Source organism: Paenibacillus sp. J22P51 (genome assembly GCF_059692215.1).
This window is the reverse complement of sequence record NZ_JCAUAZ010000001.1, coordinates 710,273-734,572: the sequence shown is the minus strand read 5'-3', so window position 1 is coordinate 734,572 and position 24,300 is coordinate 710,273. Positions and strand designations below refer to the sequence as shown.

25 protein-coding genes and 1 other RNA gene are annotated in these 24,300 nt (G+C 44.2%); 12 read left to right on the top strand and 14 right to left on the bottom strand.

The window, feature by feature from the left end; translation table 11 throughout:
• The first annotated feature begins 18 nt into the window (after positions 1-18).
• Both pfkA and serS read left to right on the top strand, forming a co-directional pair.
• The gene (gene pfkA / locus AC58QC_RS02710; RefSeq protein WP_497413662.1) at positions 19-987 is read left to right on the top strand and encodes a 6-phosphofructokinase; all 969 of its coding nucleotides are present in this window, start codon (positions 19-21) and stop codon (positions 985-987) included.
• A 302-nt stretch (positions 988-1,289) separates the two neighbouring features.
• A complete protein-coding gene (gene serS, locus AC58QC_RS02705; protein WP_497413661.1) occupies positions 1,290-2,573 on the top strand; it encodes a serine--tRNA ligase in 1,284 nt (427 codons plus the stop codon).
• Between the two features lie 329 nt (positions 2,574-2,902).
• Here the strand turns inward: serS and AC58QC_RS02700 are convergent, their stop codons facing one another.
• From AC58QC_RS02700 to AC58QC_RS02670, 7 genes are all read right to left on the bottom strand, one after another.
• On the bottom strand, positions 2,903-3,859 hold the full coding sequence (locus AC58QC_RS02700; RefSeq protein ID WP_497413660.1) for a D-2-hydroxyacid dehydrogenase: 957 nt from the start codon (positions 3,857-3,859) through the stop codon (positions 2,903-2,905).
• Between the two features lie 123 nt (positions 3,860-3,982).
• Complete coding sequence (locus tag AC58QC_RS02695) at positions 3,983-5,176, bottom strand: putative glycoside hydrolase (RefSeq protein ID WP_497413659.1); 1,194 nt, start codon at positions 5,174-5,176, stop codon at positions 3,983-3,985.
• Between the two features lie 183 nt (positions 5,177-5,359).
• Entirely contained in the window at positions 5,360-5,593 is a 234-nt protein-coding gene (locus AC58QC_RS02690; protein ID WP_497413658.1) for a Sec-independent protein translocase subunit TatA/TatB, read from the bottom strand.
• Positions 5,594-5,716: 123 nt separating this feature from the next.
• A complete protein-coding gene (locus AC58QC_RS02685) occupies positions 5,717-5,911 on the bottom strand; it encodes a hypothetical protein (RefSeq protein ID WP_056616326.1) in 195 nt (64 codons plus the stop codon).
• Positions 5,912-6,041: 130 nt separating this feature from the next.
• The gene (locus AC58QC_RS02680; RefSeq protein WP_497264858.1) at positions 6,042-6,863 is read right to left on the bottom strand and encodes a YitT family protein; all 822 of its coding nucleotides are present in this window, start codon (positions 6,861-6,863) and stop codon (positions 6,042-6,044) included.
• Positions 6,864-7,012: 149 nt separating this feature from the next.
• Positions 7,013-7,696 (bottom strand): DUF4247 domain-containing protein, encoded by a 684-nt coding sequence (locus tag AC58QC_RS02675; protein WP_497413657.1) that lies wholly within the window; start codon positions 7,694-7,696, stop codon positions 7,013-7,015.
• Positions 7,697-7,775: 79 nt separating this feature from the next.
• On the bottom strand, positions 7,776-8,309 hold the full coding sequence (locus AC58QC_RS02670; protein ID WP_497413656.1) for a DUF4178 domain-containing protein: 534 nt from the start codon (positions 8,307-8,309) through the stop codon (positions 7,776-7,778).
• A gap of 286 nt (positions 8,310-8,595) precedes the next feature.
• Here AC58QC_RS02670 and cshA point away from each other — a divergent pair, with 286 nt between their 5' ends.
• Complete coding sequence (gene cshA / locus AC58QC_RS02665; protein WP_497413655.1) at positions 8,596-10,215, top strand: degradosome RNA helicase CshA; 1,620 nt, start codon at positions 8,596-8,598, stop codon at positions 10,213-10,215.
• A 65-nt stretch (positions 10,216-10,280) separates the two neighbouring features.
• Here the strand turns inward: cshA and AC58QC_RS02660 are convergent, their stop codons facing one another.
• Positions 10,281-10,367: a YjcZ family sporulation protein gene (locus AC58QC_RS02660; protein ID WP_497414061.1), complete on the bottom strand. Its 87-nt coding sequence runs from the start codon at positions 10,365-10,367 to the stop codon at positions 10,281-10,283.
• A 208-nt stretch (positions 10,368-10,575) separates the two neighbouring features.
• Here AC58QC_RS02660 and AC58QC_RS02655 point away from each other — a divergent pair, with 208 nt between their 5' ends.
• A complete protein-coding gene (locus tag AC58QC_RS02655; protein WP_497413654.1) occupies positions 10,576-11,412 on the top strand; it encodes a YesL family protein in 837 nt (278 codons plus the stop codon).
• A 49-nt stretch (positions 11,413-11,461) separates the two neighbouring features.
• A non-coding RNA gene (gene ssrS / locus AC58QC_RS02650) (6S RNA) lies at positions 11,462-11,643 on the top strand.
• Between the two features lie 56 nt (positions 11,644-11,699).
• Here the strand turns inward: ssrS and xylB are convergent.
• Positions 11,700-13,226 (bottom strand): xylulokinase, encoded by a 1,527-nt coding sequence (gene xylB, locus AC58QC_RS02645; protein WP_497414060.1) that lies wholly within the window; start codon positions 13,224-13,226, stop codon positions 11,700-11,702.
• A 326-nt stretch (positions 13,227-13,552) separates the two neighbouring features.
• Between xylB and AC58QC_RS02640 the strand changes: the two genes are divergently transcribed.
• Together AC58QC_RS02640 and AC58QC_RS02635 are read left to right on the top strand one after the other, a co-directional pair.
• Positions 13,553-14,899 carry an Nramp family divalent metal transporter gene (locus AC58QC_RS02640; protein WP_497413653.1) on the top strand — a complete coding sequence of 449 codons (1,347 nt, stop codon included), beginning with the start codon at positions 13,553-13,555 and terminating at the stop codon, positions 14,897-14,899.
• 146 nt (positions 14,900-15,045) lie between these two features.
• Positions 15,046-15,435, top strand: coding sequence for a DUF1499 domain-containing protein (locus AC58QC_RS02635; protein WP_477592161.1), 390 nt, complete (start codon positions 15,046-15,048; stop codon positions 15,433-15,435).
• A 50-nt stretch (positions 15,436-15,485) separates the two neighbouring features.
• Here the strand turns inward: AC58QC_RS02635 and tpx are convergent, their stop codons facing one another.
• Positions 15,486-16,004, bottom strand: a complete 519-nt coding sequence (gene tpx / locus AC58QC_RS02630; RefSeq protein ID WP_497413652.1) for a thiol peroxidase — start codon at positions 16,002-16,004, stop codon at positions 15,486-15,488.
• Between the two features lie 157 nt (positions 16,005-16,161).
• On the opposite strand from tpx, the gene gltC reads away from it, so the two are divergent.
• On the top strand, positions 16,162-17,046 hold the full coding sequence (gene gltC / locus AC58QC_RS02625) for a glutamate biosynthesis transcriptional regulator GltC (RefSeq protein WP_497413651.1): 885 nt from the start codon (positions 16,162-16,164) through the stop codon (positions 17,044-17,046).
• 53 nt (positions 17,047-17,099) lie between these two features.
• Here gltC and AC58QC_RS02620 read toward each other — a convergent pair whose 3' ends face one another.
• Both AC58QC_RS02620 and AC58QC_RS02615 read right to left on the bottom strand, forming a co-directional pair.
• Positions 17,100-17,789, bottom strand: a complete 690-nt coding sequence (locus AC58QC_RS02620; protein ID WP_497413650.1) for a zinc metallopeptidase — start codon at positions 17,787-17,789, stop codon at positions 17,100-17,102.
• A 22-nt stretch (positions 17,790-17,811) separates the two neighbouring features.
• Positions 17,812-18,252 carry a MerR family transcriptional regulator gene (locus tag AC58QC_RS02615; RefSeq protein WP_497413649.1) on the bottom strand — a complete coding sequence of 147 codons (441 nt, stop codon included), beginning with the start codon at positions 18,250-18,252 and terminating at the stop codon, positions 17,812-17,814.
• 306 nt (positions 18,253-18,558) lie between these two features.
• Here AC58QC_RS02615 and AC58QC_RS02610 point away from each other — a divergent pair, with 306 nt between their 5' ends.
• Genes AC58QC_RS02610 through AC58QC_RS02600 form a run of 3 tightly spaced genes read left to right on the top strand, consistent with a single transcriptional unit; the run spans position 18,559 to position 21,836 of the window.
• Positions 18,559-19,944: an ammonium transporter gene (locus tag AC58QC_RS02610; RefSeq protein ID WP_497413648.1), complete on the top strand. Its 1,386-nt coding sequence runs from the start codon at positions 18,559-18,561 to the stop codon at positions 19,942-19,944.
• 39 nt (positions 19,945-19,983) lie between these two features.
• The gene (locus tag AC58QC_RS02605; protein WP_497413647.1) at positions 19,984-21,066 is read left to right on the top strand and encodes a DUF294 nucleotidyltransferase-like domain-containing protein; all 1,083 of its coding nucleotides are present in this window, start codon (positions 19,984-19,986) and stop codon (positions 21,064-21,066) included.
• 35 nt (positions 21,067-21,101) lie between these two features.
• A complete protein-coding gene (locus AC58QC_RS02600; protein ID WP_497413646.1) occupies positions 21,102-21,836 on the top strand; it encodes an exonuclease domain-containing protein in 735 nt (244 codons plus the stop codon).
• Here the strand turns inward: AC58QC_RS02600 and AC58QC_RS02595 are convergent.
• Together AC58QC_RS02595 and AC58QC_RS02590 are read right to left on the bottom strand one after the other, a co-directional pair.
• The gene (locus tag AC58QC_RS02595; RefSeq protein WP_497413645.1) at positions 21,833-22,255 is read right to left on the bottom strand and encodes a M67 family metallopeptidase; all 423 of its coding nucleotides are present in this window, start codon (positions 22,253-22,255) and stop codon (positions 21,833-21,835) included. The two genes, AC58QC_RS02600 and AC58QC_RS02595, sit on opposite strands and share 4 nt — an antisense overlap.
• A 42-nt stretch (positions 22,256-22,297) precedes the next feature.
• Entirely contained in the window at positions 22,298-23,557 is a 1,260-nt protein-coding gene (locus AC58QC_RS02590) for an MFS transporter (RefSeq protein ID WP_497414059.1), read from the bottom strand.
• A 176-nt stretch (positions 23,558-23,733) separates the two neighbouring features.
• Between AC58QC_RS02590 and AC58QC_RS02585 the strand changes: the two genes are divergently transcribed.
• Positions 23,734-24,270: a TlpA family protein disulfide reductase gene (locus tag AC58QC_RS02585; RefSeq protein ID WP_497413644.1), complete on the top strand. Its 537-nt coding sequence runs from the start codon at positions 23,734-23,736 to the stop codon at positions 24,268-24,270.
• The last annotated feature ends 30 nt before the right edge of the window (positions 24,271-24,300 follow it).

The window sequence follows — 24,300 nt, the reverse complement described above, 5'->3', positions numbered from 1 at the left end:
AGAAGGAGGAAATTAAAAATGTCTGCAGTAAAATCAATTGCCGTTTTAACCAGTGGAGGAGATTCTCAGGGGATGAATGCAGCCGTTCGGGCGGTTGTTCGAAGTGCATTATTCCATGGGCTCGAAGTGTATGCTGTTCAACGTGGGTATCAAGGTCTTATTAATGATGATATCCGTAAAATGGACTTGCGTAGTGTAGGTGACATCATTCAACGCGGAGGGACGATCCTTCAAACGGCTCGTTGCAAAGAATTTATGACACCTGAAGGACAACAAATCGGAGCGGATAACCTGCGTAAACGCGGAATTGACGGCCTAGTTGTCATCGGTGGGGATGGTTCCTATCAAGGAGCGAACAAGCTAAGTAAGTTGGGGATCAAAACGATGGGTCTCCCAGGCACCATTGACAACGACATCCCTTTCACTGACTTTACAATTGGATTTGATACAGCAGTTAGCATCGTTGTGGATGCGATTAACAAACTACGCGATACTATGACATCACATGAGCGTTCATCTGTTGTTGAGGTTATGGGGCGACATTGTGGTGAAATCGCGCTTTATGCGGGACTTGCCAGCGGTGCTGAAACCATTATTGTGCCTGAGGTGGATGTGGATATCACAGAGGTAGCTAATCGGATGAAGGATAATTTCAACCATGGTAAGCGTCACAGTATTATCCTTGTGGCTGAAGGGGCAGGAACTGGCGAAGGAATTGCCAAGAAAATCACGGAAACGAACGGTATTGAGCCTCGTGTTACCGTTCTTGGTCATATTCAACGCGGTGGAGCACCTACGCACAACGACCGTATTTTGGCAAGCCGTCTAGGTGATTTCGCTGTTCGTAAACTCATGGATGGTGATTCTTCCAAAGCTTGCGGCATCATCAAAGGTGAACTAGTGGCAACGGATATCGATCTAGTTGTGAACACGAAACGTACCTTTAACATGGAGCTTTATGAATTGGCTAGCCGTTTGTCACAATAAGCCTAATTTCATCAATGAGTGTTGATCTTCATTCGAATTTCGGCTATAATTGCGAACAACATATACATCGACATCATGTCTATGAAGAGCATCCAACTCGGAGACGTTCATGATCGGAAAGGTCTTAAGGTCTTTCTCTAAATAAACCGGCACCGCCCGTTATCGCGGAACCAAGCGGATGAATGGCAGATCATGTCATCATCAAGTTGGGTGGCACCGCGAGCAGAACGCTCCTCGTCCCAATCGGACTGAGGGCGTTCTTTGTCTTTTTCACACAATCGAAAAGGAAGCGGTGACGGGAAATGTTGGATATCAAATGGATTCGTAACAACCAAGAGCAAGTGAAAACAGCAGCTACTCACAAAGGAGTAGCATGCCACGTTGAGGAACTGCTCATCGTCGATGAGAAGAAAAGAGAATTGATGGGGCAAGTAGATCAGCTTCGAGCAGAGCGCAATCGTGCCTCGGAGCAGATTGCGACCTATATGTCGCAGCGGAAGGCTTTAGAAGCAGAAAGCTTAAAGGAGCAAGTTCGCGGCTGGAATCAGAGCTTAACGGCTTTGGAAGCGGAACTGAACGAATATGAACAAAGGTTCAAGGAGCTCATGCTGAAGATTCCAAATCTTGCTTCGCCGGACACGCCAATAGGGGCGAACGATCAAGAGAACGTAGAGATGAAGGTCGTTGGTGTAAAGCCGACTTTTGAATTCGAGATGAAAGATCACCTACAGCTTGGTGAAGCGCTAAATATGATCGATGTCGTTCGTGGTGTCAAGGTTGCAGGCAGCCGAAATTACTATCTCAAAGGAATGGGGCTTTATTTGCACAGGGCTGTCCAACAGCTTGCTATAGACCTGCTAACAGATCGCGGTTTCACAGTGATGGATGTACCACTCATGGTGCGGGAGGAAACCCTGCTGAATGCCGCATTCTTTCCAGCAGGAAAAGATCAGACCTATGAGCTTCATGATGACAATGCATGGTTAGTTGGAACTTCGGAAGGTCCATTGGTTTCGTATTATGCTGGGGAGATTGTCGATCTAGCGGAGGGACCGATTCAGTTAGCCGCGGTGTCGAATTGCTTCCGCAAAGAAGCGGGTTCGGCTGGCAGAGATGTGAGAGGACTCTATCGTGTTCATCAATTCGCTAAAGTGGAACAAGTGATCCTCTGCGAGAATAACGCAGAGGAGGCTGATCGCATGCTGCAGCAGATTACACAAAATGCGGAAGATTTACTTGCTCTTCTGGAACTACCGTATCGTGTTGTAGCGGTGTGTTCGGGGGACATGGGGGCCAAAAACTACAAGCAATTCGACATTGAAACTTGGATGCCCAGCCGCGGGGCTTATGGCGAAACACACTCGTCGTCGAGCCTGCTGGACTTTCAAGCAAGGCGGAGTAATCTACGCTATCGGGATAAGGACGGCGTGTTGCGCTATTGCTACACGCTTAATAATACAGCCGTTGCATCGCCGCGTATCTTAATTCCATTGCTTGAAAATCATCAACAGGCGGATGGTTCGATTTATTTGCCACCTGCGCTGCGACCGTATATGCGGGGACTCACTGCAATTACGGCTCTATAATTGAAAAGCACCTTATCCTAAGTAGTACAGTAGGATAAGGTGCTTTTTGTTGATGGCGGCGACTTTGCGTTGTGAGCGTGAAAACAAGAATCAGGACTAACCGGGCTAATGGGATGAGGGACTATCGGACATAGGAGACGCAATTTGGAAAATTGTGAGGTTTTGAAAATCTAACGGACACCGATGATGCTATTCAGCTGAATTGGCTTTTCATTAGCGTTATTTTGCAACAGTAACGGCGATCGTGTCCGTTAGATCAAGAAATTTTCAATTTGAGTAGAAATAACGTCCATCGTGTCCGTTAGAGGATTCAAGCGCCCTCCATCAATCTAATAACCTTCCGTCAAGTCCACGACATTGATCATATTTCCACCATCCAGCATCGCGCGCAAATTGTGATAAAAGATTAAGGATACGCGATCTGTATAATGTTCGGATGACCCCGCGATATGAGGGGTTAGGATCACATTCTTCATGTCCCATAATGGAGAAGTGGAGGGTAACGGCTCTTGCTCAAAAACATCCAAAGCTGCGCCAGCAAGCTTACCTTCCTGCAAGGCTTGGATCAATGCTGCTTCATCGAGGACATCCCCGCGAGCTAAATTAATGAAAAAGGCACTCGGCTTCATAAGCGCTAGATGCTCTTTTTGCAAGAAGCCCCGCGTTTTCAATGTACTTGGAAGCAGGACGACGATGAAATCGCTTTGTGACAGCAGCAGCTGAAGACCATCCTCACCGTGAACGGTTGTATCGAAGGCGGCTTGTGGTGTGCCCGAACGATTCAGGCCGATGACCGACATATCAAATGCTTTGGCTTTACGAGCTACCGCTTCGCCGATGGCACCAGCCCCGATAATGCCTATCGTCTTGCCGTGCAGCTCTCCAAAGCGGACTTGATTGTCCCACACGTGCTGCTGCTGGTTATCGTGAAGTAAATTAGCTTTCCGAACCCATTGCAGCATGAGGCTCAGCGCGAATTCACTCATTTGAATGGTATGTACACCCCTGGCATTCGTGACAATAACCTGACGTTGATCCAGCTCCGCGAGAGGTAGTTTATCAACGCCAGCAGATATGGTTTGCACCCATTTCAGCTTGGTTGCTCGCGTGACGATGTCAGGGTGTAAGCGACCTGCTGTGATAATTACATCAGCATCAGGAATCAAGTCTCCAGCATCCTTAGAAGATGAAAACCAATGAAACTGTGAACGTTCCTTCAAGTCTTGCGGCATTTGCTCTTGCATAGAAGTTAAATTCATGCCTGTAATAGCTACAATTTTCAGCACAGCAACACATCCTAACTAATTTTCAAAATGAATACTACAATGATAAATGAAATGGAAAGGGAAAGTAAACTCTGACCAAATGTAAAAATACCCTGAAAGCGAAATGCGCTCTCAGGGTGACTATTAATAGCTTACATTGGCGGTATAGTTATTGTTGGCATTCCATAATAGATACTCATTAATGCCGTTTTCTTTCAGTGCACGAATTTGCTCATCTAATTCATGTTTGCCATATTTAATATAACCAGGCACCCATGATGCGGTGAAATCCTGTATCCAAGGACGGATAACCGGCTTCCAGCCCTTCTTATCAATCTCTTCAAGCTTCTTATTCGTATCCTTGGAAGCGCCATTGATGGTGGCGTATGGTGCTGCATCGGGAACTTTGGAACCGAACCAGCCCGTGCTGTAATGACTTGGATAAATCATTGGAGCAATAACATCGACATTCTGCGAGATTTTCTCGAAATCTTGACCAATACCTTCGGCAGCAGGGACAGAAGCCGCATAGCCAAATATATCGACTGAAACGCGAACGCCAAGCGGTGTTAATTGTTCTCTTGCATATTTCACGAAAGAAGAGACAGCATCAATCCGTGAACGCTCATCTTTGGTGTATTTGAGAATATCCGCCCTTTTCTCGAAGCCTTCCGGGAAACGAACATAATCAAATTGAATTTCTTTGAAGCCAGCTTTAACAGCTTCTTTGGCAACGGCGATATTGTAGTCCCATACCTCTTTGCTGTACGGATTAACGAAGCTATCAGGAGGGTTTTTTCCGTTCCCCCACAATGTGCCATCTGGATTAATGAAAGATATTTCCGGTTTCTTCTTGGCAAGAATCGTGTCTTTGAAGACGACAATACGTGCAATTGGATAAATGTTATGTTCTTGTAGTGTAGTCATGAGGCTAGGCATATTACCAATGATTTTCTGGGTTGTTCCCATTGCATCAAGCTCGGCATTTCCAGTTTCCCATGTGATGTAACCCCAGTCATCTTTCACATCGATAACCATCGCATTCAAATCCGTATCATCAAGTAGCTTTACAAGCGTATTGAGTCGCGAACCGCCTGCACTATGGGCAGTTGCGTAGATCCCTTTCACAACAGGGGCATCTTTCTGTGGATCTTGCTTGTTGACAGGAGCGAGTGGATCCGTTGGGTCAGTAGGTGTTGCAGGCGTTACGGGTTGAACAATAGCAACAGCATTCTTCGCATCAAGCGAAGCCTGCACAAGCTGTTCAAAGCTTGCCTCGGGGTTTGCGGCTGTAACATTACCCCAAATGAGGGCAAGTGAAGCGAGTAATATTTCCATGATGTATAAGTCCACTCCAATCATTGTTTCTAGCTTTCATTATAAGGCAAGCGGGAAACTACGCACAGAGGAAATTTGTAGGCTTTTGTAGAAGCTTGTATGAGTATTTTGACGCATGAGGAACACGGCCTTTTGTAGGAAATAAGAAAAACACTCAGAAGCTGAGCCTCCGAGTGTTTAGATTTACTTATTAACTTGTCCCGACTCACTATTCGTGACTTCAGGGTTAATTTCTTTCCGTGCGATAGTAGGTTGATCATCCGTGGATGAGTTGTTACCGTTCCCATTCGTTGCATCTTTGAATTCGCGGAACATTTTGCCGAAACCACGTCCAAGTTCAGGCAATTTATTTGGCCCAAACAAGAGTAGGGCAACGATCGCAATAAGAATGATGTGCCAAGGAGATAAAGCTCCCATACCAGACACCTCCAGTAAAGTTTATGTAGCTTTATTATATCATGGACTTATCATAACCTATATAGCTTAATTATTACAATTTTAATAATATTGACAATGGATGCGATGCAAAAAAAGACACCCTTAATGGTACAGGGTGTCCTTATGATGTTCCGAAATGCTGAATTGAATAATTTCCATGACATCTTCCGCTGCGAGTGCCTCTATACCGAACCGTAGCACGATCTCGGATTCCAACTCATTGCTGGTTAAAGAGGGATACAACTCGGGCGTTAATTTCATTACAATCCTGGATAATTTGACTGTCTCCACAAGCATCACCCTTCCAATCAGAAGATTAGAATAAGAACTACGCCTGAACCTACCATCGATGAAAACCAGAACTATATGAAATTACATTCATTATAACACAATTAAAACTGGAATAAAGGGGCAGTTGGCTGATTTATTACTTGGGCTTTCGAAATTCCCCAACAACACCGACTGTTTCCACAATATTCACGAACGCTTTCGGATCAATCTCTTTAATAATTCGCTTTAATTCTACGAGCTCAAATCGCGTCGTAACCGTCATGAGCATATCATGCTGCTGTTTCGTATAAGCGCCTTCTGTTTTAATCAAGGTAACACCTCTGGGAATCATAAGCAGCTTATTAATAATAGCATCCTTATGTTTGGTGACAATGAACGCGGTCACTTTAATATGTGGGATATGTATCATATCGACAGTTTTCCCGCTAATGAAAATAGCTAACATAGAAAATAAGGCGAGATCCCAATTATCTTTAAAATAGCCGAGCGCGACGATGACGATTCCGTTCATTGAAGAAAGGATGGTCCCAAGAGGGAAGTCGTATTTCCGGGTTAAGATCAGGCCAACAATGTCAAATCCGCCGCTGGAGCCCCCAATACGAAGCGTGATCCCACTCCCGATACCGATAAGTACACCGCCAAACACAGCGCCTAACATCGAATCTTTGGCAACGAAGTTCATGGGAATAACTTGCATCAACCACGTTGTTAATACGACAGATACCACGCTGATCATGATAAAACGTTTCCCAATGGAAACGAGACCCCAGATCATTAATGGCATGTTAAATAATAAATAAAGAAATCCAATATTGTAGTCTGTGAAATAACCAATAATCATGGCAATTCCTGAAACGCCCCCGCTAAGCAGCTGATGGGGAATAAGGAACATATTGAAGCCGACTGCGACAAGCAGTGCGCCAACTAGAATGATTAGAACATCAAGCGCCTTTTTCAAAACAAATCACCTCTAAAATAGTATGCAGCATATTGCAAGTATAATTCATTCTTATAAAACTGCAATCATTATTTAACCAGTGTTCGAATGAATGAAAACGCATGAAAAAAGCTGTATCCAAGTTATGGACAACAGCTTTATATGAGATCTTAACGGCGCTTGAAGGAGCCCGTTTTTTTGGTCGTGCTTGGCTTGCTTGTTGTTGGCTTCGTTACTTTGTTTGGCGTTGAGCCATCATTCTTACGGGTATTTGAAGAGCTGCCAGAGCTCGGATTCGCTGCGCCACTCGTGAAGCCTCCCGTTCGATCAGACGTAGTTGGCTTCGTTTCTTTAGAAGTACCCGTAGCTGGCGTTGTGGCTTTTCCTGACTTGTAATACGGTGTTTGCGTATAGCCGCGATAATCATAGGACCCTCTATTGTTATACCAGCTTCCACCAAATAAGGATTGAAGCAATGTGGCAGTTAAGTAGCCTTGTAAGAATGAGGAGTCATAATGGCTCTTGGCATATTCGATACTATCTAGCTGAACTAATGTATTTTTATTATCATTTGGATCCTTCTGGATGTTGATTACCTTGTCCTTATACACAAGGAACATCTGATCCTCAGATTCCTTACTCTTCTCAGTAGGTGTTTCTTTGGCAGCTAGTTCACTCGCGACTGTAGGCACGTTCTTGCCTTCAACAGAGTAAACCTTGGACATATTGCTTCCCTTGCCATCAACGCTTACTAACGGATATTCATCTTTAATATAACGTCCAGCATCAGCGCCACATGCGGTTAGAAGAGCAATAATGATGATGAAAGAAAGCCATGAAGTCCATCTCTTCATTTTCTAGTAGTCCTCCTTTCAGGGTACATCGGAAACCTGCTTCAATGATAACATAGGTTCATCGTCATCAGTGTCAATTTCAAAAATTTTTCAAAAATTTGATTTGATTGCCTGGTGTGCGCTCTCCCTCGAGGGCTACAAATTTACCATCCTGCCATTGTAGGAAAAAGAAGCGCTGGTCCGGTCCAAAATAACGCCAGAAGATGATATCATCTCCACTTCGGAAGTCCGTGTTTCCTTCTGTGCGTGAGACATCATTACGATGAAATTCCAAATCGAAAGTGACATCTCCATCCAACTCTAATCGTGTAGGTACATCATTGGGGTCATCTAATGCCCCTTCAATAAAGCTGCACAAGAAGCAGTCATAGGTTCTGCCTTTTTCCACAATCAAACACTGAATATTTTTGCCGCTTTGTAGATAATAAGCATAACGATGTGGAGCAAAGCCGCGGTCAAAATATATGACTTTACCGGAAATCACATATTCCTCCAAGTCTACATTAACAATATCGCCAACACGTGCATCTTCAAGCGGATTGCCGAGAGATGCGGTTGAAGGTACTTGCTTTTGACTGCGAAGAATGTTGCTGACACGTTTGAAAATAGACATAAGAAACTCTCCTCTGTACGATTCCGTTTTATTGTTCTCCCCATTAATACGAGTTACTTATTCATTCGGTTTCGTTGGATTGTTTAAAAGTAGCCACTGGCAATGTGTACATCACTTGTGCTATAATATTTTAGATGTTCTTAAGGGCGGCCAGTTGGATCATGGAAGATGACGAATCGAAAGTGTATTCCACCAAGAAACTATAGAGACGGATAGGAAGTCGTACTTAAGGGTAAAAAAGATACAAGGCATTAGCCTGCCCTGTACAAAAGGAGATTGAATTTATTTGAAAACATTTCAGGAGTTTGGTTTAGACGCATCGGTATTACGTGCGATTACGGAAATGGGCTTTGAAGAGTCCACACCAATTCAAGAGAAAACAATACCATTGGCCATGGAAGGCCGTGATTTGATCGGGCAAGCACAAACAGGAACTGGGAAAACAGCAGCGTTCGGTATTCCACTAGTTAACAAAATCAATGTAAAAGAAGAGCGCATTTCGGCTTTAATCATGTGTCCAACACGGGAACTTGCCATTCAGGTTGCGGAAGAGATTGAAAAACTCGGTCGTTTCAAAGGCATTCGTTCTTTGCCAATTTACGGTGGACAGGATATCGTGAAACAAATCCGCGCTTTGAAAAAGAAACCACAAATCATTATCGGAACGCCTGGACGTCTTCTTGACCATATTAACCGCAAAACAATCAAGCTTGATGATGTTCAAACGGTTATTTTGGATGAAGCGGATGAAATGCTTGACATGGGCTTCATGGATGATATCCAATCCATTCTTAAACTAGTTCCAGCTGAGCGTCACACGATGTTGTTCTCTGCAACAATGCCGACAAACATTCAAAAATTGGCTCAACAGTTCCTTACGAACCCAGAGCACGTATCCGTAATTCCTAAACAAGTAAGTGCTCCTTTGATCGAGCAAGCTTACATTGAATTGCATGAGAAACAAAAGTTTGAAGCACTTAGCCGTTTGATTGACATGGAAGCACCAGACCTAGCTATTATCTTCGGACGCACGAAGCGTCGGGTAGATGAGTTGGCAGAAGCTCTACAAAAAAGAGGTTATGCTGCTGAAGGTCTTCACGGTGACTTGTCCCAGAATCAACGTGATAACGTAATGAGAAAATTCCGTGATGGCAGTATTGATGTGCTTGTTGCAACTGACGTTGCTGCACGCGGACTAGATGTATCTGGTGTAACACACGTTATTAACTTTGACCTTCCGCAAGATCCAGAAAGCTACGTTCACCGTATCGGCCGTACAGGTCGTGCAGGAAAAGAAGGTACAGCTTGGACTTTCGTAACGCCAAGAGAAATCGATCACCTTCACTTTATCGAGAAGGTTACACGTCATAAAATCAACAAAAAACCTTTGCCAAGCGTAGCAGAAGCTGTTGAAGGCAAACAAAAAATGACAGCTGAGCGTATTTTGGATATGCTTCAAAAAGAAGAACATTCCGAATTCAAAGGCCTAGCTATTCAAATGCTTGAGCAATATGATTCCGTAAACTTGCTTGCAGCTGCGATGAAGCTTCTTACAGGTGACAAGAAAGATCTAAATATCGAATTGACACCAGAAGATCCGATTCGTGCAAGAAAGAAAAAATTCGATGTTCGCAGCTCAGGTAGACGTGTTGGCGGTGGATACGGTTCAGGATCAGGTTCAAGCGATCGTCGTCAAGGCGGCGGTGGATATGCTGGATCAGGTTCAGGCAATTCCTCCAGTGGTGGCTCGCGTTACCCACGTAAGGATAGCAGAGACTATGGTTCAAACAGAGAAGGCGGAAGCAGTTCAACTTCGAGAAACCGTGAGTACGGAAGCAATAACTCCGGAAACCGTGATCGTTCCAGAGCGCCGCGCAAAAGTGAAGATACACTTGTAAACAAATAAAATATGCTACTTAAAAAGGCGAAGATCCTCAGGATCTCCGCCTTTTTTTTCAATTTGTATATAGATTAGATTATGAAAGAGCTAGTGATGATAACTAACAAGATAAATAGCACCAAAATTGCACCTGCGGATGTTCCAACTTGATGAGACATAGTATCAACCTCCTGAATAAAGATATGGGGGTGGTGCGATTAGACAATACTATATTATGTAAAAGAACCTATAACGACTAGACGTCTACCTATATGAACCAAAATAGGCTATAATTAAGTACATATACAAATAAGACATGTTTATCGTCATGTCAGCAGCAAACAACGTAGAAAGTTTCCAGATGGAAACGCTAAGGAGGAAGCAGTTTTGGAGTTTAAGGGAGTTATGGGAGGACTGTACAGAATATCGGAGTGGATTATGCGGTTCTCCGTTATTAATTTGCTTTGGATGCTTTGCTCGATTCCGGTATTCTTTTTCCTCTTTATGGGGTTGGTAAGTCAAACGCCGGACGCGTTGAAAGCAACGCTGCCGATTCTTGCTATTTTGGCACCGTTTACTTTATTTCCCGCAACGACCGCTATGTTTGCAGTAGCTAGGAAATGGGTGACCGGAGAAGAAGATGTACCGTTGTTAAAAACATTTTTCCGCGGATACAAAGAAAACTACTTGCAAAGCATGCTAGGCGGTATATTTTTTGTGTTAATCTTCGTCATTATCGCGGTAAACTATTTCTTTTACTTGAAGCAAGGAAGCTCGTTGAAAGTACTAGCCGTTCTTTTTATTGCCTTCACGGTTATTATGATCATTGCCTTGTTTAATTTCTTCTCGATTATTGTTCATTTGCACATGAAAATCTTTCAAATTATTAAGAATTCAATCTTAATTACAATTGGTAACCCAATCAATTCGATTGTTTTGCTCATTTGTAATGGCGTTATTGTTTACATTTGCTTAACGAAATTCAATTTCTTCTTAGTTGTTTTCTTCATGGGAGCTATTGTTGCAACGTTCTCGTTCTGGCAGTTTAACCGAAGCTTTACAAAGCTTCAGACGAAACAACAGGAGTTGGAAGAGAAGGAACAACAGAGACTGGCTGAAGCGGAAGCAGCTGAAGCTGGAAATGATGATGAAGACGAGAGAGTAGAATCCAATTCTCCGATTAGCTTGCATAAAAAAGATGGAAATGACAAGACTAAAGACTAATCCTACCAGTTGATAATCAGCGAGGTTGGATCTATAATAAGAAAACAGAAGAAATCTGCGATGCTCGTAACGGTTTTAAGTTGTTTTAAACCAATGACTGTTTCTAGGGAGACCTATATTGAAGTGTGGCTGACATGCCCTCGAAAGGGGACCTCAAATACACCTCTGCGGACACCCACCTGCGAGAGCGGGTTTGAAGCACCAAAACCGGACGGCATAGGCGGGTTTCTTCGAATAAAAAAGAGGTTGAACAGGTATTCCATGCCTGCTCAACCTCTTTTTTTATTTCACTTATCAGATTGCTCAGCAAGATCCGTTAACTGATGGAAGGTGCTTTGCAGTGTAGGGTAAAGGCTGCGATACACGTGATAATACGCTTCATATTTCTGCTGGTTAGTTGGATTAGGTTCTACGCGATCTGTGATTTCAATCCAATCTTCGCATAATTTCGTAATATCTACGTTCAGAACGCCTGAGGCAGCCATAATCGCTGCACCATAGGCAGGTCCATCAGTTGAATTAACGGTAACGACCGGTATGCCGAAGATATCAGCAATCATTTGACGCCAGAAGCGGCTCCTAGCTCCTCCGCCGTTAACACGAAGCTCTGTCACTTCAATGCCTGATTCCCGAATCAATTCCATGGAATCACGAAGACCGAAGGTAATGCCTTCGAGAACAGCGCGGGTTAAATGTGCTTTCTCATGTCTTAGATTGAGTCCGATAAATGCACCGCGTGCCTTCGGATCGGGATATGGCGTTCGCTCACCTGATAAATAAGGGAGGAACAACAAACCTTCGCTGCCGAGTGGTGCCGTAGCCGCATCAGCTGTCAATATTTCATAGACGTCTTTGCCTTCTTGCTGCGCGCGTTCAAGCTCTTCACTGGCAAAGTGGTTACGCCACCATTGGAACGAGCCGCCGGCTGCCAACATAACGCCCATGCGGTGCCACTTGCCTGGCACGCCATGACAGAAGGAATGAAGGCGGTACGCTTCATCCACTTGATAAGTTTCGTCGTGGACGAAGACGACACCGGAAGTGCCGAGCGCCACCGAGGCGATGCCTTGGCGGACGACGCCAACACCAACGGCGCCGCAGGCTTGGTCGCCGCCACCGACAACGATCGGCGTGCCTGGGGCTAAGCCGGTTAGCGCTGCTGCTTCAGGCAGCAGGTGCCCGGCAATGTCGCCGGACTCATAGAGCGGCGGCAGCCATTCGAGCGGGATCTCTAACCGCTCCGCGACGGTTTGCGACCAGCTGCGATTGGCTACATCGAGCAGCAGCGTGCCGCTGGCGTCGGCCATGTCCATGCCGAACGCCCCCGTCAGGCGCAGTCTGACGTAATCCTTCGGCAGCAGGAGATGCCGAACGCGGGCGTAGTTCTCCGGCTCATGCTGCCGGAGCCAGAGGAGCTTGGGCGCGGTGAAGCCGGTCAGCGCCCGATTGCCTGTGAGGCGGCCGAGCTCGGCTTCGCCGACGGTCGCCTCGATGTAAGCGCACTGCTCCGCGGTGCGCTGATCGCACCAGAGCAGCGCAGGCCGGATGACCTGCTGCGCCTCGTCAAGAAAGACTGAGCCGTGCATCTGGCCAGAGAAGCCTATGCCTGCTACGGCATCAGATGATACGCCCGTGCTGGCTAAGAGCCCTTGAATGCCTGCGATGGTGGCGTTCCACCAATCTTCAGGATGCTGCTCAGCCCAACCTGGATGTGGTTGTTGCAGCGAGTATGGAGCAGAATGTGAACCGACGACAGTACCGGCCTCATCCACTAGAATGCATTTAATTGCAGATGTGCCTAAATCCAAACCCATAAAATAAGACATGAGGATCACCCTTTTATAATGAAGTATGTCATTGCTTCGATATTCTTTGTTTGTTTATTGAATATACAAAGGTAACTGATTTATTGTATTCGTCCCAAGCCTTCAAATATCCTTCTTTTCTCTTCATTTTTCTGATGAATTTTTGATGAGTAGTACTTGACTGTGAAAACTTGTCTAAAAACTTTCCTGAGGGAAAAACAATTTCATAGGAACATAAATGTTTACCTGTAGCATAAGATGAGGATGTGTAGTATAATTCAATTAAAAGTTTCCCTAGAACAACATTATTGGTCTTGTGAAAGAAGGGTAAAGCGATGGAGATTGCAATGAAAAAACCAGATCAGGAACCAAGTGGGTGGCGTAAGGATGCCTCCATGCCAAGTCTACCTGAAGTTCATCATAGTATGAAAGTACCTAAAAAGGCGGGATTCTTCCGAAAGCTTTTAGCCTTCGTAGGACCTGGATATCTCGTAGCTGTCGGTTATATGGATCCTGGAAACTGGGCGACGGATTTGGCGGGCGGTTCACAATTTGGATATACACTGCTTTCAGTTATTTTAATTTCTAATTTAATGGCCATTCTCTTGCAGGCTTTGTCTGGTCGTTTAGGCATCGTGACAGGTCGAGATTTAGCGCAAGCGTGCCGTGATCATTATAGTAAGCCAGTCTCTTATGCGCTTTGGTTTTTATGCGAACTTGCCATTGCTGCATGTGACTTAGCAGAAGTCATTGGGGCCGCGATTGCGTTGCAATTATTATTCGGGTTACCGCTCATCTATGGCGTGATTCTGACTGCGTTAGATGTTATCCTGGTGCTTATGCTCCAGAAGAAAGGCTTCCGTTACATTGAAGCGATGGTTATTAGCTTGATTGCGCTTATTATGGTTTGTTTTATTATGGAGCTTATTTTCTCCCAACCTGAATTTGCAGCTGTCGCTGCAGGCTTTATTCCAACTACTGAGATCGTAACGAATCCGGCTATGTTATATATTGCACTTGGAATTCTGGGTGCGACTGTCATGCCGCATAATTTGTATTTGCACTCATCCATTGTTCAGACACGTAAAATTGAACCAACGATCGAAGGAAAACGCGAAGCGATTAAATTCTCGACCATCGATTCAACAGTTGCCTTAATGCTCGCTTTATTCGTTAATGCAGCGATCCTCATTCTCTCAGCGGCAGCCTTTCATTCAGCTGGGAAAGAAGTTGCGGAAATTCAAGATGCTTATCATCTTCTTGGGCCTATGTTAGGCACGGGAGCAGCAAGTATATTATTTGCAGTTGCACTCTTAGCATCCGGTCAAAACTCAACACTAACAGGGACACTTGCCGGACAGATCGTCATGGAAGGCTTCCTGAACATCCGATTGACGCCTTGGCTGCGTCGATTAATTACACGTTTAATTGCGATCATTCCCGCGGTTATCGTGATTGGTATATATGGGGAAAGCGGAGCGACGGATTTGCTTATTCTCAGCCAAGTTATTTTATCCTTACAGCTGTCTTTTGCAGTGATACCGCTTGTTACCTTCACATCGGATCGGAAAAAGATGGGCGAACTCGTTATACCGAAGTGGATGGCGGTTTTGAGTTGGTTTGTAGCCATTTTAATCGCTGGATTAAACGCATATCTGCTGTATAGTACTTTTTTTGGATAAAATTGTATAGGATCGTTCTAAATCGGGAGAGAGATCTCCTGATTTTTAATTTCCTCTTTTTCTAAAGCCTAATCAATGGTATTATAGAGAATAGTGTTGAAATGGCAAGTGGTCTACATGCACTTCATTGAAGGGGGAAAGGGCTTTTGCTAAAGAGAACTTTAATCGGATTAGTACGTAGTCATGAAACGACAGGGGAAAAAGCTAGAGATCCTTTACTTAAAACTAGATATTTCAAACTGCCGAAAGAGCAAGTTTGGGAAGAGGTAACGGCTGTTTTGAAGAAAACACCAGGTTACAAGCTGCTTCACGAGGTTCCGAATGTAGGAGAAATCCTTGCTGAACGTAGAACGGTGACAGGGAGAACCCAAGACGTAACATTGACATTGTTTGCCATCAATCCTGTGAAAACGGCAGTTGATATTTATTCAGCTTCACGTGGTTCCATGGGTGATCTTGGCTCCAATTATCGTACAATTCTAGATATTTATAAACAATTAGACCGTAAGCTTGCTTCATATAAAATCGATGGATAACAAAAACAGCAGGGAAGCTTGGCCTCCTTGCTGTTTTATTTTGTGGTATATTAAACTAATTTCTTAACAGCTTCTACAGCTGCTTCGTAGTTCGGGTGAGCTGTCATTTCGCCAAGGTACTCAACGTATTGAACAGTGTCATTGGCGTCGATAACGAAAATAGCACGCATATCCAATTGAAGTTCTTTGATCAATACGCCATAAGCTTCGCCAAAGGATTTTGTTTTATAATCAGACAACGTGATCACTTTGTCGATACCTGCAGCGCCACACCAGCGAGCTTGTGCGAAAGGAAGATCAACACTGATTGTTAGAACAGTAACATTGTCGCCTAGGCTTGCTGCTTCTTCATTGAAACGACGAGTTTGTGCGTCACAAACGCCTGTATCCAAGGAAGGAACTACGGAGATCAATTTCACTTTACCTGCATAATCAGCAAGTGTAACTTGTGTTACTAGATCTTTATTAACTGTGAAATTAGGGGCTTTGTCACCCACTTTGATTTCGGGTCCTACTAATGTGATAGGATTGCTTTTCAGGGTAGCTACACCAGTACGTTCTTGTGCCATTGAATTATTTCCTCCTTTATTATCCATGCTAAATAACAACTCACTTATTATAAGCTTTTTGCTGATAAGTTGTCCAATGGTTGCTATAGAGCAATAATCGGAGTCATCGAAGGAGTTCGTTTCGTCATTAAGTAGTTAAGTCGGGGGATTTACTTACGTGGAATTAAGACAATTGCAATATTTTGTGAAGGTAGCTAGGAAACAACATGTGACACAAGCAGCGGAGGAGCTACATGTGGCACAGTCTGCGGTAAGCAGACAAATCCATTTGCTCGAAGAAGAGTTAGGTGTTGATTTATTTGTGCAAAAGGGGCGGAATTTACATTTAACCTCTGTTGGGCATTTATTTCTAAGTCGAGTTGAAGGCATCCTAACTGACTTGGAGCGTGCAGTGGGTGAAGTCCGCGAATTACTCGATCCAGAAGCAGGCGAGATTCGTATTGGTTTCCCGCATAGCTTAGTCATCAATTTACTTCCTGCGGTTGTTGCGGCTTTTAAGAAAAATCATCCGAATGTGAAGTTTAGATTGCGTCAAGGTACATACACCTCATTGATTCGTGATGTATCGAGAGGGGAGATTGATCTCGCCTTTATTTCACCCTTCCCAGAATCGCACGAGCATGTGACAGGTGAGATTTTATTAACAGAAGAGCTGTACGCCATTATTCCTTCTAATCATATTCTGGCAGACTATACGTCGATTAGACTCGAACAGTTGAAGAATGAGCCCTTTGTCATGTTTAGTGAAGAATACACGCTACGAACGATTGTGATGGAGGCTTGTCACAAGGCAGGATTCGTCCCAAAGATTGAATTTGAGGGCGAAGAGACGGATACGATTCGAGGTCTTGTTGCCGCGGGGATGGGCGTCAGCTTGCTTCCGGCGATGGCTTTATTGGAAAGTGGTCAAATGCAGCCTGTCAAGATTCGTGTGACGGATCCGCAGGTTACAAGGACGGTTGGATTAATTTGTCGCAAGGATGTGAAGCTGCCGCTGGTGGCTGAAGTGTTTCGACGTTTTCTATATGACTATTTCAAATGAGAAAAGCTCTCCCTACAGGTGCCGAAGCAACCGTGTAGGGAGAGCTTTTACTTTTAATCATCGTTATTGCGACCATTGAATATCATAATGTATTTCAGAAGCTCAAGAACGGAGATCAACGCAGCCGCCACATAAGTTAGCGCGGCGGCATTCAAGACTTTTGCCACGCCGCGTTCTTCTTCATTAGAGATAAACCCTTGCGCAACCATCTCATTACGTGCTCTGGTACTGGCGTTAAATTCAACAGGTAACGTAACTAATTGAAAAGCTACGGCTACAGCGAAGAAAATAATACCGACTTCCAGTAACCAAGGGATACTTTGAAAAAAGAACCCAGCAAGAATAAGGATTGGAGCCACGCCTGAAGCGAAATTAACAACTGGGAACATCTTGTGTCTAGCAACAAGCATTGGATAATGGACTTGATGTTGGATAGCATGACCTACTTCGTGACACGCAACAGAAACAGCGGAAATGGAGCTTTGAAAGTAGACGGGTTCCGATAATCGTACTGTTCGAGCCATTGGATCGTAGTGGTCTGTCAGCGTTCCGGGAACAGCTTCAACCGGTACATCATATAGGCCGTTAGCATCTAACATTCGTCTTGCGGCTTCAGCTCCCGTCATGCGAGAGTAGACGGGTACATTGGACCATTTGTTGAAGGTTCCTCGCACTCGAAATGACGCCCACATGGAAAGGCCGAATGCAATGATAATTAGAAAATCCATCGGGTGAAAAAACATAGGGCACTCCTCCGTAATTCATTTATGAGAACGGATTTTTACCTAGAAGAACAATAAGTGCTTCGATGCAGGCAGCGGTCGGTTGTGTCAGGATGTGATACAGCTTTTTTAGCTGTTTAGGCTTCAATTGCTGGACGAGCGGGCTAAGCTCTTTGGCTTCCTTCATTAATTGCTCAAGGTGCAATTGGAGGGATGTGAGCTTATCTGTCACCGTTTCATCGGAGGACACTTTACTCCATTGTTGTAAATTTACTTTGATTTCCTCTAAGGTATATTTCTCATTCTTCATTGATTCAATACGTTTGAGTCGATGCAAGGTTTCATCGCTGTATAGGCGGTAATTCGTGTCCGATCTTTTCTCGGGTTCAATTAAGCTCAGCTTGGTGTAGTAATCAATGGTACGAGGGCTGATTTCGGCAAGCTTCGCAAGCTCTCCGATTTTATAAAGCTTCTCATTCCCCATGCTAAATTCACCTCTACTTCACTGGTTTGAGTTTCTTTCTTCTATATATAAACATGATAACTGATTATAAACCGTACAGTCAAACGTGATGCTTCTCAAACCTGACATTGGATTTTGATGTAAATAGCATGTTTTTTGAACGTCTATGAGCCGAAACACGAATTATGCCTGTTTGATGTCAGGTTATTTTTCGCTTTTATCAATTTTTCGAAGAAAATCCTATTGTCAAACCCAAATAACCTGTATATAATGACATTAAGAGTTTCATTACATGTTACTTAATCTAACATTAAAGGAAGTGGTCGTATGGTTAAGAAATTGTTGTTAGCTTTCGGCGTTATGTCATTATTGTTCCCTACACTCGCATTTGCAGCGGATGAGGCGACAGTACCTCAACTTCAGAGTGCTATTGATGCAGTTTGGGTTATGTTGGCAGCAATCTTAGTCATTTTCATGCAAGCTGGTTTTGCACTTTTAGAAGCGGGGTCAACTAGAATGAAAAATGCCGGTCACGTAGCCGGTAAAACGATTTTAACTTTCGGACTATGTGCCATTGCTTTCTGGGCTGTAGGCTTCGGTTTCGCCTTCGGTGATGGAAATGCATTCTTCGGAGAAACGGGCTTCTTCGTAACAGGATTAGAAGATCAAGCTTCTGCAGCGTTCGCTTCTCTATCCTTCTCTGATGTTCCGATCGGTATTAAATTCTTGTTCCAACTAGCTTTCGCTGGCGTATCCCTTGCGATTGCTTGGGGTGGATTCGCAGAAAGAGCGAAGCTTCCAGTGTACTTTATCTTCGGAATTTTGTTCACTGTAGTTATTTATCCAATCGTAGCGCACTGGGTATGGGGCGGCGGCTGGTTGAGCAAATTGGGTATGCAAGATTTCGCAGGTTCAACTGTTGTTCACTTACAAGGTGCAACTGCAGCATTAGTAGCAACGATCTTGCTTAAACCTCGTATTGGCAAATATAATAAAGATAAAACGCCAAACTTGATTCCTGGTCACAACCAAGTATTGTCTGTTCTCGGTGTAATCATCCTTTGGATCGGTTGGTTCGGTTTTAACCCTGGTAGTACACTAAGTGCAATGGGTGATGGGTTCTTCGGTTATATCGCATTGACAACGAATATGGCTGCTGCGGCAGGTGCTGTAGCTGCACTTATTATCTCTTGGATGTACTTCGGTAAAGCGGATATTCCTAGCATGTTGAATGGTGTTCTGGCTGCACTTGTTGCCATCACTGCAGCATGTGCGTTCGTAGACGCTTGGGCCGCTCTTGTAATCGGTGCGGTGGCAGGTATCGTAACATTCTTCACAGCACAATGGTTCGAAAGAGCTGGAATCGACGATCCAATCTATGCTTTCTCTGTACACGGTATCGCTGGTATCTGGGGAACACTTTCGACTGGTTTATTCGCAACGCCTGAGCTTTCTGCTAAAGTAGGTATCGGCGGTGCAGGTTTATTCTACGGCGGTGGCTTCCACCAACTAGGTATTCAAGCGCTTGGCGTATTCGGAGCTCTTGCATTCGTACTTGTTCTTTCCTTCATTATCCTAGGTATTCTTAAAGCTACAATCGGTCTTCGTGTTACAGAAGAAGAAGAAATCATTGGTCTGGATCTATCCGAACATGGTTCTTATGGATATCCAGAGCAAATGAAAAAAGCAGCTCAAAACGGCGTGTCCGTTTAATAACACATATACTTTCTACTAGAGCAAAGGGGATGCAACATGAATCATCTCTCAATGGAACGGATCCTGGAACGCATCTATCAGTCGGAGCAATTCGATGAGATGCGAATAACCAGAGATCAGGTGCATGAGATGTTTCGGGAGCATCTCCTTTTTTCCTATACTTCGGAACTAGGGCAGCAAATCAATCAAGTTCATGACGCGTTGATACAGAGAACGGCTCAGATTGCTGAACATTTACTTGAGGATGAAGGGTACGGGAAACCGCCTGTTGCCTATGCATTTATCTTATTAGGCAGTGGAGGTAGAAGGGAACAGACACTTTGGAGTGATCAGGATAATGGACTTATTTATGGACATAGCGTAACGCATACGCAAGATGAGTTAGATGCTTATTTTGATAAGCTTACCTCGTATATTCTTCGCGGCTTGGATGTGTTGGGTTACCCCCCTTGTGAAGGGAATGTCATTTCGAGCAATCCACAATGGCGTAAGTCACTGCAGGGTTACACGGAGATGATGATTGGCTGGTTTAAGGAACCGGATTGGGAAAATGTGCGTTACCTGCTCATTATGGCGGATATGCGCTGTATTCATGGTTCTGAGGCATTGGTGACGAAGCTGAAGCAATCTTTTCTGACTTATATCCAAGAGCATCCAGAGCTATTGAAATATTTGCTATCGAATACGTTGCATCACAAAATTTCTTTAGGTGTATTTGGACATTTGATTACAGAAAGATATGGCGAAGATGCGGGTGGATTTGATATCAAATATGGCGCTTATATTCCGATTGTAAATGGGATTCGGCTGCTAGCTATTCAAGCTGGTATTCTAGTCAATTCTACCTTAGAGCGAATTAAACAGCTTAAGGCGCAAGGGATTGTTTCTGAGCAGTTAGCCAGTGATTGGGAAATCGCGTTTTCTATTGCACTAAAGCTGAGGGATAGTACGCCATTCCAATTAGATGAGGAGAAGTACACGACTAGAGGTAAACTTACTGCTGATCAACTTAACAAGGAAACTCGCTCGCGATTAAAGCGATGTCTGCGGACAGGAATTGATTTGCAGAAATATGTCAGTAAATCCATAGGATCACACATAGAGAGAGAAAAAGGTTAGAAAATCGGAATCGAAAATAGGGAGAGGTGACTTGCGTGAAAGATATGCGTCCAGCAGGTCGGATGTGGCATTTATATAAAATGGGTGGATTAACACCTGCCCTAACCTCGATGTTTGATGCACAAAGTGCGCAGCAAATGGCCTTCATTCGGTCGATGCTGAAGGAGCAGCGGAAGGATTCTTTGTTTGAGATTCCTCTGCATTCGATGGAAATAGTGGTGTTTGATCTGGAAACGACGGGCTTCTCTCCTTATAACGGTGATGAAATTATTTCATTCGGCGCTGTCTCCGTTATTGGCGGCGAAGTGCAGACGCAAGAAACCTTTTATAAAATGGTGAACCCCAAGCGTAAAATTCCAGATGAAATCGTGAAACTCACCGGAATTACAAATGAAATGGCGAGTGATGCGCCAGATTTAATAGGTGTTTTAAGTGATTTCTTAGAATTCGTCCAGCAGAAAATCTTAGTTGCACATGCCATAGGACATGATAAAAACTTTTTGAACTCGGCCTTGTGGCGTACGTCCAAAGTAAGCTTATCCCATCGTGTGCTAGATATTATGATGATTGCGAAATGGCTCATGCCAAAGCGAAAAAACTTGAGCTTGGACTCCCTTCTTCATGCGTATGATATTCCTGTTACCGTTCGTCACCACGCGCTGGAAGATGCGCTCATGACAGCGCAGTTATGGTCGCGTTTCATGGAAGAAATAAGAGCTAGAGATGTGGATACACTCGGCGATTTATATGCTTTACTAAGCCATCATTAACCGATGACAAACGAAAGTTTGTGATATGCGGTAGTGGTGGTTTTTTTTAACTGATAGACCTGAAGATCAGGACTTCCTGGGCGTTGCAACGATGAGATCCAGTAGGTTGGAATTGTGTGCCAGAGCGTAAGGAGATCCTCGGTTGAAGGGACGGGGGAGGCTGTTGGATGTGAATGAAAGATACCCACGATTGAACGACTGCTATCTTTGAGATATGGGAGCATGTCGATTGGATTAATGGCGAATTGCCGTGTAGGATGTAGGGCGTGATTGTTTAGAGGGATAAATGTGTGTATTTGAAGCTCATTTATCTGCAATGAGGCTTCTCCTAGAAGGATCCCGCATGCTTCATTGGGGAGCGAGCGCAAACTGTGCGAGATCATTTCATCATATAAAATCTTAGTTAAATGTATGCTCACCGGCGATCCCTCCCTCACTTCGCATCGAATGAGGTTAGTATATCACGTTTGTTCTTTCAATTCTGCTTTAGGTTTAATGAAGAAAAATACTAAGGCAAGCATGAGAATAGACAATGAAGCGACGGTAATGAAGAGTGTCTTGTGCGATATGCTCATGAGCCAACCGAATAATGGGGGGCCGAAGGCGACTCCGATAAACCGTAAGCTATTATATAACGAAGTGATCATGCCGCGTTGCTCGCGCTCGACCGACCCGGTTATGAGTGTATTCAGGCAGGGGAGAAGGAGTCCTGTCCCTATCCCGCTGAGGGATAGTAAGCCAATGAAGACAAACAGGTTCCCATTTAGGAATGTAGCCAATGCGAGAGAAACGAACATGAACATGAGACCGATATTCATGAGCCAACGCATGAGCTTGCCGTTTTGTTTGATTTTAGCTCCCGTGGTATAAGAAGTAATGACAAGGCAAAGTAAAGGGATGGCTAGGACGAATCCTTTACGTAAGCCTTCGATATTGTAGGGCTTCTCTTCTAAGATCTGTGAGAGGTAAAAGAGTACGCCGAATAAAATAAATAAGCTGATTGAGCCGGCGACAAAAGCGGGTATCAGCCAGTGACCTTTGCTCCCCAGAATGGTTTTAATTTGTTTCAAATATTGTTTTAGGGGTTCGGCTTCTTTCTCTTTGGCAGGTTCTTTGATCATAAAAATAACGGCGAGCAGAGCAAGCAAGCAAAAAAGTGGGAAAGCAAAAAAAGGCGCGAACCAAATAATTAACGCGAATAAGGAACCTAAAATGGGACTAACAACCTTTCCGATTCCGTTGGAGGCTTCGATGAGGCCGAGTGCTTTGCTGGCTTGGGGTCCCTTGTAGATGTCTCTAACTAGAGCCATGGCTATAGAGGCTGTACCTGCCGCTCCAAAGCCTTGTATAGCTCGGGCAGCTATAAGTATAGGGTACGAGTTCCACACAGCGCCAAGTCCTGCGAGAACTCCAGCAGCGCCGTACACAATGAGTGATGGGATAATAACAGCCTTACGGGTGAAACGATCGGATAAATAACCGGATACCGGGATGATGATACCAGCTGTAAGCGAAAATAAGGTGATGACGAGCGAGCTCTGGAAGCGAGAGATGCTCATTTTCTCTTGCAAATCGGGCAGGATTGGGACAAGCATGGAATTGCCAAGTACAAGTACTAAGGGGATGGACGCAAGTGCGAGATATTGCCATACGCTTCCTTTTTCGCTGGAGTCTTGCTTTTTTTGGTTATCGGAAACCCCTTCGTGTTCGTACATATTCATTTTCTTTACCGGTGCTTTACCTTTATGTTTGATAGCAGCTTGCTTCATTCGAACATTTCCTTTCATCGCAAAGAGTAGGATTACTTTTCCCAAATTGGATGAAAGCATACTAACGGATTGTATGTTGGAATTTTCGCTAATTTGGAGATAATATAGAGGGAGTGGAGGTTGATGCTGTGAAGAAGAATCTCATCGTGATCGCTTTCGTCGTGTTATTGGCGGGCTTTGCGATTTATCAAAATGTGCGGAATGAAGATAAACAAACGCTGATGCCAAGCGAGCAAGCGGCAAAGGTGAATTTCTTAGCTCCTTCTTTTACCTTGCAAGGATTGGATGGGAAGGATTATTCCGTCGGCGGACCTCGTGAAAAGCCGATGTTCGTGAATTTCTGGGCTTCTTGGTGTGGTCCATGCGAGGAAGAAGCGCCTGATCTCGTGAATTTGTATAAGAAATATGAAGGAAAATTTGATCTTTATGCGGTGAATGTGACGCCTGGGGATAAAATGGACAATATTAAAAAATTTGTGGACACGTATCAGTTTCCATTCCCAGTTTTGCTTGATAAACAAGGGACGAATGCCGATACCTACAATGTTATTGCGATTCCTACAAGCTTTCTTATCGATAAAAATGGCGTGATTCGGGACATTATCCATGTGCTTTCCCCGAAGGAGCTGGATAAGAAGATGGCGAGTCTTCTGAAGGAAGAATGAGTATACATGCAAAAAGCTGCAAGAGCTAAT

Bases quoted from the DNA above. Each gene is read 5' to 3' on its own strand.
- pfkA (WP_497413662.1), top strand. From the start codon at position 19: ATGTCTGCAGTAAAATCAATTGCCGTTTTAACCAGTGGAGGAGATTCT.
- serS (WP_497413661.1), top strand. From the start codon at position 1,290: ATGTTGGATATCAAATGGATTCGTAACAACCAAGAGCAAGTGAAAACA.
- AC58QC_RS02695 (WP_497413659.1), bottom strand. From the start codon at position 5,176: ATGGAAATATTACTCGCTTCACTTGCCCTCATTTGGGGTAATGTTACA.
- AC58QC_RS02690 (WP_497413658.1), bottom strand. From the start codon at position 5,593: ATGGGAGCTTTATCTCCTTGGCACATCATTCTTATTGCGATCGTTGCC.
- AC58QC_RS02685 (WP_056616326.1), bottom strand. From the start codon at position 5,911: ATGCTTGTGGAGACAGTCAAATTATCCAGGATTGTAATGAAATTAACG.
- AC58QC_RS02675 (WP_497413657.1), bottom strand. From the start codon at position 7,696: ATGAAGAGATGGACTTCATGGCTTTCTTTCATCATCATTATTGCTCTT.
- AC58QC_RS02670 (WP_497413656.1), bottom strand. From the start codon at position 8,309: ATGTCTATTTTCAAACGTGTCAGCAACATTCTTCGCAGTCAAAAGCAA.
- AC58QC_RS02660 (WP_497414061.1), bottom strand. From the start codon at position 10,367: ATGTCTCATCAAGTTGGAACATCCGCAGGTGCAATTTTGGTGCTATTT.
- xylB (WP_497414060.1), bottom strand. From the start codon at position 13,226: ATGGGTTTGGATTTAGGCACATCTGCAATTAAATGCATTCTAGTGGAT.
- AC58QC_RS02640 (WP_497413653.1), top strand. From the start codon at position 13,553: ATGGAGATTGCAATGAAAAAACCAGATCAGGAACCAAGTGGGTGGCGT.
- tpx (WP_497413652.1), bottom strand. From the start codon at position 16,004: ATGGCACAAGAACGTACTGGTGTAGCTACCCTGAAAAGCAATCCTATC.
- AC58QC_RS02620 (WP_497413650.1), bottom strand. From the start codon at position 17,789: ATGTTTTTTCACCCGATGGATTTTCTAATTATCATTGCATTCGGCCTT.
- AC58QC_RS02615 (WP_497413649.1), bottom strand. From the start codon at position 18,252: ATGGGGAATGAGAAGCTTTATAAAATCGGAGAGCTTGCGAAGCTTGCC.
- AC58QC_RS02610 (WP_497413648.1), top strand. From the start codon at position 18,559: ATGGTTAAGAAATTGTTGTTAGCTTTCGGCGTTATGTCATTATTGTTC.
- AC58QC_RS02605 (WP_497413647.1), top strand. From the start codon at position 19,984: ATGAATCATCTCTCAATGGAACGGATCCTGGAACGCATCTATCAGTCG.
- AC58QC_RS02590 (WP_497414059.1), bottom strand. From the start codon at position 23,557: ATGAATATGTACGAACACGAAGGGGTTTCCGATAACCAAAAAAAGCAA.